11 protein-coding genes are annotated in these 9,689 nt (G+C 34.2%); 8 read left to right on the forward strand and 3 right to left on the reverse strand.

All coding sequences use genetic code 11. The features are described from left to right. Positions 1 to 479: 479 nt before the first annotated feature. The 3 genes from H9647_RS25235 to H9647_RS25245 form a co-directional block, all read right to left on the reverse strand. Positions 480 to 698: a hypothetical protein gene (locus H9647_RS25235; protein WP_191805188.1), complete on the reverse strand. Its 219-nt coding sequence runs from the start codon at positions 696 to 698 to the stop codon at positions 480 to 482. A gap of 28 nt (positions 699 to 726) precedes the next feature. Continuing rightward, entirely contained in the window at positions 727 to 948 is a 222-nt protein-coding gene (locus H9647_RS25240; RefSeq protein WP_191805191.1) for a hypothetical protein, read from the reverse strand. An 851-nt stretch (positions 949 to 1,799) separates the two neighbouring features. Further along, positions 1,800 to 2,246: a PH domain-containing protein gene (locus H9647_RS25245; protein WP_191805193.1), complete on the reverse strand. Its 447-nt coding sequence runs from the start codon at positions 2,244 to 2,246 to the stop codon at positions 1,800 to 1,802. 732 nt (positions 2,247 to 2,978) lie between these two features. Between H9647_RS25245 and H9647_RS25250 the strand changes: the two genes are divergently transcribed. The 8 genes from H9647_RS25250 (at position 2,979) to H9647_RS25285 (ending at position 9,381) form a co-directional block, all read left to right on the forward strand. Continuing rightward, entirely contained in the window at positions 2,979 to 3,743 is a 765-nt protein-coding gene (locus tag H9647_RS25250) for a ParA family protein (protein WP_191805195.1), read from the forward strand. Next, the gene (locus H9647_RS25255) at positions 3,736 to 4,029 is read left to right on the forward strand and encodes a hypothetical protein (RefSeq protein ID WP_249717884.1); all 294 of its coding nucleotides are present in this window, start codon (positions 3,736 to 3,738) and stop codon (positions 4,027 to 4,029) included. The genes H9647_RS25250 and H9647_RS25255 overlap by 8 nt, the downstream gene beginning before the upstream one ends. A gap of 858 nt (positions 4,030 to 4,887) precedes the next feature. Then, positions 4,888 to 5,871, forward strand: coding sequence for a ParM/StbA family protein (locus tag H9647_RS25260; RefSeq protein WP_191805197.1), 984 nt, complete (start codon positions 4,888 to 4,890; stop codon positions 5,869 to 5,871). Beyond that, positions 5,871 to 6,125 carry a hypothetical protein gene (locus H9647_RS25265; protein WP_191805199.1) on the forward strand — a complete coding sequence of 85 codons (255 nt, stop codon included), beginning with the start codon at positions 5,871 to 5,873 and terminating at the stop codon, positions 6,123 to 6,125. Before H9647_RS25260 ends, H9647_RS25265 begins: the two co-directional genes overlap by 1 nt. Before the next feature lie 203 nt (positions 6,126 to 6,328). Further along, complete coding sequence (locus H9647_RS25270; protein ID WP_191805201.1) at positions 6,329 to 6,817, forward strand: SMI1/KNR4 family protein; 489 nt, start codon at positions 6,329 to 6,331, stop codon at positions 6,815 to 6,817. Positions 6,818 to 6,994: 177 nt separating this feature from the next. Beyond that, entirely contained in the window at positions 6,995 to 7,198 is a 204-nt protein-coding gene (locus H9647_RS25275; protein ID WP_191805203.1) for a hypothetical protein, read from the forward strand. Between the two features lie 379 nt (positions 7,199 to 7,577). Beyond that, the gene (locus tag H9647_RS25280; RefSeq protein ID WP_191805205.1) at positions 7,578 to 8,468 is read left to right on the forward strand and encodes a hypothetical protein; all 891 of its coding nucleotides are present in this window, start codon (positions 7,578 to 7,580) and stop codon (positions 8,466 to 8,468) included. Between the two features lie 172 nt (positions 8,469 to 8,640). Then, positions 8,641 to 9,381: a phospholipase D-like domain-containing protein gene (locus tag H9647_RS25285; RefSeq protein ID WP_191805207.1), complete on the forward strand. Its 741-nt coding sequence runs from the start codon at positions 8,641 to 8,643 to the stop codon at positions 9,379 to 9,381. The last annotated feature ends 308 nt before the right edge of the window (positions 9,382 to 9,689 follow it).

Genomic DNA, 9,689 nt, shown 5'->3' on the forward strand with positions numbered 1-9,689 from the left:
ATAATCTCTGCTACTGTCGATTGTTTTACATTGGATCGTCTAATCAATTCGTTTATTGTCCAACCTTTTTCTTTGCAAAGAAGACGGACTCTTGTTGTTATCGCCTCATTAATCCCCACTATAGTGACTCCTTCCAACATTAAATTTTGTACGATTTTTAAATATTATAATCATATGAAATTGTTCCCGAAATCCTATATATGTAAATTTTGTTTAGTTAAGGGTGTCTCAACAACATCATATTAGCATCTGTCCTGCGTTCTAACAATGTTTCTCCTTGGAAAGAAAATAGGTAACTTAAAATAAAGTATTGTGTTTTAATTTAAGTAACTTAAAATAATTACATCATTTGAATTTAAGTAACTTAAAAAGGGTGTTCTCGGCAAGATGAGAACACCCTTATATGAATAGTTATAGGTCCTTGATCATCTCTATCAAACTAGTGCTAGACAGACTGTCTTTTCCATAAAACTTACTAATTAATTTGTTTCTATAAAATCAATGACTTCTTTTGGGGTTTTGACATAATCGGCATCTAAACGAATCAACAGGTCATAAACCGCAACTTTATATTCAACATCACTAACTTTTTGTACTTCATAGCGCTTATTTTTACCAGTTGTGACTCCACCGAACGTATAACTCTCTCCTGTATGAAGCGATTCAATCGTTTTCTTTTCCACTTGGCTTAGTAGCATAATATTCCTCCGTTGTTCGTATCTAGAACTAATCCTTCATACGAGAAGTAAATGCTTGTCCTCCAATACCTGGAGGGAGTTTTCGGCGTTTTTCTGTTGCTGGTTTGGCAGTTGTAGCTTCTATAGCAGGCTGCTGAGTGCTTTGTTTAGGGGCTGGAGCAGCAGTAGTAGAACCTTCGTTTTTTGTTGCATTTAAGAAGTAAACAGCAGCAAATTTGAGGAAACCAGCTTGGCTACCATATTGCTTCATGGCTTCTAGGATATCTGCATGTTTTTTTTCATTAAAAGTGACTTCGACCCGTACTCTATCACTCCGATCTTAAGCCGTTACCATCAACTTTGCGTATTTGTAAAATTCTAGGACGTTGAAAATTTCCGTCTTCTTTAACAAAGTGTGGTATGGATATTGGATTTTTCGTCTTTTGGGTAATTTTATTAATCCAGGATCTATTTAAGCTTTCTGTTTGAAATCATTAACTAGATTTACGTCGATGCATAATTATCATCATAGGTTACCTTAAAGGTGCTATAGGAGGGCTTCTTGTACCGTCAGAGATCGGTCATTCCCTTACATCAGGGGGTCCGCTCTTCCTGGACCAGTATTATCATATAAAAGGTATTACTCCTTTTCCCTTTTTCGCCCTGCAGCTCTTTCTATATCACGGCGTTTAACTGCAAATACAATCTGTTCCGAGTGGTTAATAAAGGAGCAGATTGCAATCTTGGAAATTCAAGTCCGGACAAGATGAAGGTGCTAAAGATTATCGTTATTGGACACGAAAGGCTTGGATTATTGAAAACATTTCACGCAATAGAACTAGTTACCATCCGATAAAAATTATGGATAACCTGTTAAATAGCATTATTGAGCCAGAAGGAGGGAGAAAAGGGTGTTCTTAGCAAAATTGAGAACGCACTTTTAGGACTAATCTTTCATACAAGAAATAAATCCTATGCTACCTAGAAATATCCCTTTTATTCAATCCGGATAGACAATCACTTTGACGATGCAACCCTCTACCATAAAAAATTAATAAAGTTTCAGAGGGGGAAGTCCTCTAAAGTCGTATTAAGGGTTGATTATTCATCATTGTATAAACTTTAACTAAAATGCCTTTTAATGAATTTAAAAATATTTTCAAATTGATTTAGAGGAATATGAGTAATTCTAATTTTCTTACTTCTCAGAAATCCTCTTTTTTTAAATTCAATTGAAGATGCCGTCATACCTAATGCTTTGAGAATATCATGATCGATTTCTGAGTAATCTGAATACTTTATCTCATGAGGTCTTATTTTTCCAAAAGGCCTTATTTCAGCTAATATTGCCTTTGTGTCCGTAATAAACAAATAGCCCATTGTGGTACCACTAAAAGCAGCTGATGAAAGAAAATAAATCTTCTCATTATAGAGATTCTTCTTAACTATTTTTAAAGCCTTGATCCATTGCAGACGTATTGTTTTAGGTAGTTTCTCAGCCTCAGCATAAAGCTGTTCATATGTTGAATATTCACCGACTACTGTAATTTCTACGTTAATGTTATTCATGATGATAGTTCCTCTCGGTTAATAAAACAAAATTTATTATATTGGATAATTCTAAATTTTACATCAATTCAAAGAAAAAAACAGGGGAAAAGACCCATATAATGCTCATGAATCTTCGGTCAGAGTTTCTATGATGAACCCATGTTTCAGCCCTTAATCGCTCTATTAGAAAATACAAAAGACAAGCCAAACGCTTTCTGTAATAAATTAGTCTGATGAAAGCTGGTCTTAGAAGTGGCTGATAATTCATCTTCAAGTAATTTACTAATAATAAATTGGGCGATTTTGTTTATTGCCACCCATTCATTACATATTAAGCCCCTTCTTTAAAGTGTCCTCTTTGCTTATTGTCCGTTACCGTAGAAATTAGATTGTTATTTTTTTTCATTGCTAACTTAAGCTGGTTTTTAATGCGTTAATATAGATTCATATAATTCAAGGCTACTTCAGCAAATCCCTCATTCTCTTGTTGCGCTATATATAACTCGTTCTTCATGAAATACCTTTTTTAGAATCATAAGAATCTGTATTTCCGTTTATTCTCCTGCTGTAACATAAGTAAATTAAATTAGAGGGAAGGAATCAAAGATTCGATGAAATTCTGTAGATAATAATATGTAGTGTGGGAAGGTCTATAAATCTTAATACATACGTGTACGTATACGTGTACGTACACGTATGTATTGTGTTATACTTATATCAGAAATTTTTAATAAATAGGGAGGCTATTTAGTGGCAACTGTTATTTCTTTTGGCATTCAAAAAGGTGGATCAAGTAAAACAACAACTTCTGGTATAGTTGCTCATATACTAAGTGCGGAATACGGAAAGAAAGTATTGGCTGTTGATTTAGATTCGCAAGGGAACTTGACCGAATTATTGACACAAGAGGATATATACGTTTTCCATCAAAGAACTGTTTTTGAAGCTTTACAAGAACAAGACGCTCGCAAATATATACATAAAGTAACTGATCGTCTTGATCTTTTAAGTGCTGAAGACCATCTAGCTCGTTTCCCATCTTGGCTGTATGGGTCCTATAGAGGTAATAGGTCTCTCGTTTTAAAGCAAACTCTAGAAAGTGTTCAAGATGATTATGATTATATTATTATTGATACACCTCCAGCTTTAGGGGATCAAACAATCAATGCATTAGCTGCTTCTGATGCAGTAGTGGCTATGTTTGAAGCGAGTAAATTTTGTTATTCAGCTTTAGGTAGGTTTCTAGAAACCTGCGTTCACGTTCAGGAACTCGCAAACGAAAATTTAAAGATAGCTGGTATTCTTCGCTCCTTAATTGATTCTAGAAGAACAGATAATAAGGCTTTGATTGAGCTTGTAGAAGAGGAATATGAGGATCTTTGTTTTGAAACGATTATGACCCGAACTGCTGCTATTGGGAGATTGTCAATCAATGGATTTACAAATAACCCTGAATTAAAAGCTGGTTTAAAACAGTATCGCTTATTTGTAGAGGAGCTGATTAATCGTGTCTGATTCAAAAATGGAACAGCTTAAAAATAAAATTAGAAGACCAGTAAGCAATGCAGTCCATTCAGAACTTATTGATACTACTAACACAGCGAGAGAACTTTTAAGTAAAAGCAAAAATAAAGGGACAGTTAAGAAAAAGGAAAAATTCGATGAATTATACACGAGAGAGACTGTATGGTTCAAGAACGATATAAAAAAGATCCTAGATGAGCTTAGTATTGAGGGTGGACGAGGTACAAAGACACGTATTCTTAATGAAGCTTTAGATTTATACTTTAAGAATTTGTAAAATTAAGAATACTTATCTTGTCTAATAAAGATAAAATAGGAGCAGTCAAGGGTTTCAAGTCTGCTCCTATGATTTAAGAATATTATATGTAAGTTCCTTGTTTCCATTTTTCCAGACGTTTTCCATGAGTTGATTGATTCTTTGCTAAAGCCGTTTTGTTTCAAATCGGTTGGGTTTCTATCTCTTAAAGTTAACAACAACATCCACTTTAACGATGTATCTATAATAAATCTCGATGTCTTTTTATGTCATTAATTATTTCAATTATTTATTCTCCTTCAAATCGATTAACGATTCCTTTCATAGAATAGACCTCCTATTATTTTTCACATGTTATATCTTCGTTGTCCCTACGTGTTGTTAGAGATTTCTTTTTTTATATGGGATCTGCTCTTTGACTGTTTTTCTCCCTGTTTCGTTACTGCAGTATACTCCCCCTTCACTAGTGGATGATTTAATATTTAGTTGCGTCCAAGATGAAAACAATTGTTCCCTGCAGATCGTTACGATAAGTCTCTATGTTATTGTCTGAGCCTCTTGAAATATTTCTTGTTTGATGACCCCCGACTATTTTCCCTTATTGAATACCAGTATACGTAGTTTAGCTTTAAAGAAAGGGAAGTAAAAGAGGCTTATGTTAATAGTCCTAATGCGGCCTAGTTTGATTATATAAGCGGTTAATCAGCAGCGTACAACATGGTATAGATACGTAACGATACATAACTATACTTTTGACAGTGTTAAAACTCTAAATAAGGTAAAAATTAGAATTTTTAGCTGTATATTCAAAGATATAACTGATATAATTCAATATGAAACCAAAAGTATAGATACATATCTATACATAAGGAGGAGAAAATGAAAAAGTCAGTTGATATAGGTTTTGGGTATGTTAAATGGACGGATAGCGAACAGCAGGTGCTAAAGCGGCAGGCCCTCGTTACAGAAATTCCACTAGGGGCGCTAGACTCAAGAAGCGAGCTGGATACCATAATCGTAGACGGCGTAGAGTACATAATTGGTAAACATGAATTTGTGCACTTAAATGTGGTGCCTGCATCAAGTACACGTAACAGGGTTGAGGATTTAGAGTATAAGATATTGTTCCTTTACCCCTTAGCTGTGCAGGCATCGGGTGAGGATCTTAAAACTGACATAGTAACCGGTCTGCCTATTCAAACTATGGAGGACGAAGCTCCTTTACTGGTAGATCTATTCTCTGATAAAGAATTTGATATTGAGTTCAGAGGATCAAAATTCAAGATATCTATTGACGATGTAATCGTTATGCCACAGGGTTACGCAGCTAATTTGTATTTACTTTCTTCAAATCCAACTTTGAAAAAAGAAAATGTTCTTGTAGCAGATGTTGGCTTCCAAACTGTGAACTATGTATATATGCAAAAAGGAAATGTATTTAATGAACTAGCTGACACACATCCAAGTTTGGGTATTGGTTCGGCTTATGATGAAATAGGCAAGATCATTAACAGACGTACTAGAGGTGTTAAGAATTACACGAAGTATGATGTTGATTCTGCACTGGATCATGGCGTAACCATTATCAATAAAAATTCGCAAGAAGAGAAACTATACTTTGCAGAAGATGAAGAAGTGCTACATGTGCTAGATAAGCAGGCGAGAAATATTTGGTCTGACATTAAGTGGAAATATATTGATAGAGGACATTTGATTGATAAAGTGGTGTTCCTCGGCGGTTCTTCTGAACGGATGGAAAACCAATTAAAAGAAAATAGTTTAAGAAAGACATTATTCCCTGAATCACCGCAAGATTTGCAGGTGCTCGGGTATGATATGTACGCTAGGAGCACAATAAGCTAATGGCAACAAAACAAAAAATAACGATATATTTCCCTGAGGCGGAAGAAAGTGAACTATGGGAAGCTATTCAGCGACTTCCTAAAGGTGTTAGAGGCATGATTTTACGTGATATTATCCGCAAAGAGTTATTAGGTGATGATCCGAAATTTAATTTGTCTTCAGCATCACCTTCTGCAAAACTAGCTGAAAAACCAAAACCGATAATGGATGAAGAAGCTGCATTAAGTATTCCAATATTTAAGAAAAGAGGATAACGGGCATGAGTGAAATCTTCTTACTGATAATTAATTATAAAGGGAACTAATCGCATTGATCGATTGCCTTCGTAATTAAGCTACAGGAGAGTAGTAATATTGTTCAACTAATGAAAAAGCATTTCTTTTACTACTATTAATAGATTATATTAAGAATAGCCAGTTTAACTGGCTATTTTTGTTATATAGGGGAGGAGAATATCATGGTTGAAGATATATTTGATGAACTAGAGAGGAGAACGGATACTGAAGGGTTTATAGAAATTACTATAGGTAACAATCAAACTTGGAAAGTTAAAAATATCCTCAATAAAGGTGCATCACAACACGATATTGATATTCTTGAGGAGGTACTTAATAAGAGGCTCCCTGACTCCTACAAAGAATTTTTACTTCTCCACAATGGTTGTAGATTGTTTGAGCATCCATTTTATGAAGGTGAAAATTATATTTATAGTAGTCACGAAGTGATTGATCTAAGACCACAAATTGATGAGCATTACACCAATCAAGTTAGGATAGCTAGGATTCTAGGTGATAACATAGTTTTGAATTTGGACAACGACACAATCTCCGTTTGTAATGAAACTAGTTGTATTGCTGAAAGTATGTCTCTTAAGTGTAATTTTTTAAACTGGCTTCGTGAATTCATTGCTAAAGATGGGCAAAATATATGGGAAAAGTATACATAATCCTTAATTCTTAACTTAATATATTTAAAGCAAGCTAGAGAAATAATGGCTAGGCTATTTTAGCGATAATGATTGTAGGACTAGCGGTAAAAAAACTTTAGATCAATAAATGGTCGATTAGCTGTTCCGTTAGGGATAGGGTATCTAGGAACTGGTATAAACCTAGGAGGTAAAAGAATGAAAGAAGTTATTAAAAATATTCTATTGGGTATGGTCGTTTTTATTGTTGGCTTTGCCATTATTTTTGTTCTTACAAGCTCGGATATTGAAGCTGAACTGACATATTATGCTGCTATAGCATATGCTCTTCTATATTTAGCTAGTGTTATATCTGTCTGTACTGCGGTAATCCTAAAAAAAATTACTCTATCAAAAGAATGAATCGCTCATTGAACTAACGGTAAAACGTTAGTTGAACACAGCAGGGAGCAGCTTGCCAGTTAGCAGCTGCTCCCTTTTATTATGCGATTCGGCAGGATAGTCGGATAACAAAAGTTGGGATACTTTACTGTTTTAGTATATAATTATTGTTGTATTTAGTTCGGAATATCACCAATTGGAGGGTTAAGCATATGAAATTACTTATGGCATTCCTAATAATATTGTGTGCAGTCATACCGACCTACTATTACATCAAGCTCCGTGGATGGAAGAAGAAATTGTAAAGATTTTCTGTACTAAGCCGATGAAAATTTGGCTGCTTTTTCTTTGAGTTAAACGGCAGATTAGTAAATGTATATTTAGATAGGGGGGACATACCATGGGAATTATGATTGAACCATCTAAGGAACTGATTAGAATTTGGATGGATATATATGTACCAGAAAAAGATTTATTATTTCTTAGAGAAGAAGATCTAAGGAACTTAGAAAGATACCTTAATAGAGTATTAGTTATTCCAAAGAAAGAGTTCTTTAATCACTCTTCGTATACGGTAATTCAACTTGTAAATAGTTTTGAGTATTGGAATATATCTAAGGAAGTGCAGTACATTGTAGTAGCCGAGTCAGATTGGTTGTCACACCAATCAAAAGATATACAAAAACAGATAAGTAATATTCAGCTACAGATAAATAGGGGGTTAATCTTACCACTATCACTATGCACTGATAGTTTTTTCTTTCCGGAGGAATATCTGGTGAAAGATAGCGAAAGAGAGTACATAGTTTTACAAAGTAAAATGTGGAGAAGAATTCCTTATGAAACTAAAGAGAATTTATTAAAAGTATACGCAAAACAATGGGATGATTGGACCTGTTATGAATTGCCTGAACAGACTCCATTACATTTACAGAAGTATGCAAATACCTTTCCTGCACAAGCAGGTGGAAATTGCTTGTCCGCCACATTATTTGCTTTAACTAAACAAGAATGGATTATTAATGAGTGGGTTCATCCCAGAACATTTTTTGAAGGACTAAAAAGAGCCAATTATTTTAATGCAAAAATAGAGGACATACAAAATGGCGATGTTGTAGTTTGGGTGAATGAGGAAGGAATAATTCAACACGCATCTTATCATATTAGCCAAAATTTATTCTTCAATAAAAATGGACAAACTTTTTTTAATCCATGGATAATTATTGATTGGAACGAACTTGAGCTGAAATGGAAGAAATACAGATATGAAATATATCGAATAGAAAAATAAATTAATATAGGAGACTATAGGGAACTTACGTTATGAATAGCAAGTGAATAGAGATAATGAAGGAAGCCAGTGGGCAACTGCTCCCTTTTAGTTATGCAAACTGGCAGTTATGTTTAATTATATGTGTTAAAATGGAATAATTATGGCTGGGTAAGACAAATGGAGGAACAACATGGACGAGAAGCAGTTTTTGAAGACTATGTTTGAAACAGTTAAGTACGATGACTATAAGAATAAAGATGAGCTACTTGGGATATTAAGAAATTCCATGATAACTTACCTTAAAACAAGTGACTTTACGCGAAAGTCTTATCAATACAAAGAGTATGTTGATTTAAGAGTACCCGTGCCATTATTAAAGGTAGCACGAACTTTCAAGAGCCAATTAGAAGCAATAGCATCTTTAGTATATATAGAAACGGCCGAATATGACTTTTACGGATTAAATATTAAACCAAAACCTGTTGATCTAGCGGAAGATGAGACCACAGAACATGCTGTATATTTTGATGAGATAAAAGAGACAATAATTCAGGGTATTAGAAATGCGAAATATTCGATATGGATTGCAGTAGCATGGTTTACCGATAATGAAATATTTGAAGAGTTGCTACTAAGGAAAAATGCTGGGGTTAATGTAAGAATAATTACTTCAGATGAAGATTCCAATAAACACATATTGCACAAATTAGAAAGTAATTTTGAAGTGAAAAAGATTCCGTTAAAGGGCAAATATCTGTCAAATAGACTTCATGACAAGTTTTGTATAATCGATTTTGAGTTTGTGATGCATGGTTCATATAATTGGAGTAAAAATGCAAGAGAAAACGACGAAACCTTAGCAACTGCACTTGATAGAGACTTTGTAAGGAAATTTGCTGATGAATTTATGCGGTTGTATGTAGAAAATTAAATTTCTATAACGTTCTTTAAAACTAACGAGAAAACGTTAGATGAACACAGCAGGGAGCAGCTTACCACTTGGCAACTGCTCTCTTTTATTTGCAAACCAGCAGAGTAGGGATAGCGTGACGTAATGTACGAAACTTTATCTCGATGAATAATAAGTCTTGCTCAGGTAACCTTAATAAAAACATAGATCTTTTATTAAGGAGGAACAAGAGTGTTTAACTACATAGTACTTGTATTAATGGTGATGATAAACGTATCAGGACATAACGAATGGGTGAACATTGATCAAACTGAAGAGAAAGTTATCAA

This window comes from Paenibacillus gallinarum, assembly GCF_014836635.1.
Lineage (GTDB): Bacteria > Bacillota > Bacilli > Paenibacillales > Paenibacillaceae > Paenibacillus > Paenibacillus gallinarum.

What these genes read in the sequence shown, in the direction of transcription:
- H9647_RS25265 (WP_191805199.1), top strand. Translation starts at nt 5,871, where the DNA reads ATGGCAACAAAACAAAAAATAACGATATATTTCCCTGAGGCGGAAGAA.
- H9647_RS25275 (WP_191805203.1), top strand. Translation starts at nt 6,995, where the DNA reads ATGAAAGAAGTTATTAAAAATATTCTATTGGGTATGGTCGTTTTTATT.
- H9647_RS25240 (WP_191805191.1), bottom strand. Translation starts at nt 948, where the DNA reads ATGAAGCAATATGGTAGCCAAGCTGGTTTCCTCAAATTTGCTGCTGTT.
- H9647_RS25260 (WP_191805197.1), top strand. Translation starts at nt 4,888, where the DNA reads ATGAAAAAGTCAGTTGATATAGGTTTTGGGTATGTTAAATGGACGGAT.
- H9647_RS25245 (WP_191805193.1), bottom strand. Translation starts at nt 2,246, where the DNA reads ATGAATAACATTAACGTAGAAATTACAGTAGTCGGTGAATATTCAACA.
- H9647_RS25235 (WP_191805188.1), bottom strand. Translation starts at nt 698, where the DNA reads ATGCTACTAAGCCAAGTGGAAAAGAAAACGATTGAATCGCTTCATACA.
- H9647_RS25270 (WP_191805201.1), top strand. Translation starts at nt 6,329, where the DNA reads ATGGTTGAAGATATATTTGATGAACTAGAGAGGAGAACGGATACTGAA.
- H9647_RS25280 (WP_191805205.1), top strand. Translation starts at nt 7,578, where the DNA reads ATGGGAATTATGATTGAACCATCTAAGGAACTGATTAGAATTTGGATG.
- H9647_RS25285 (WP_191805207.1), top strand. Translation starts at nt 8,641, where the DNA reads ATGGACGAGAAGCAGTTTTTGAAGACTATGTTTGAAACAGTTAAGTAC.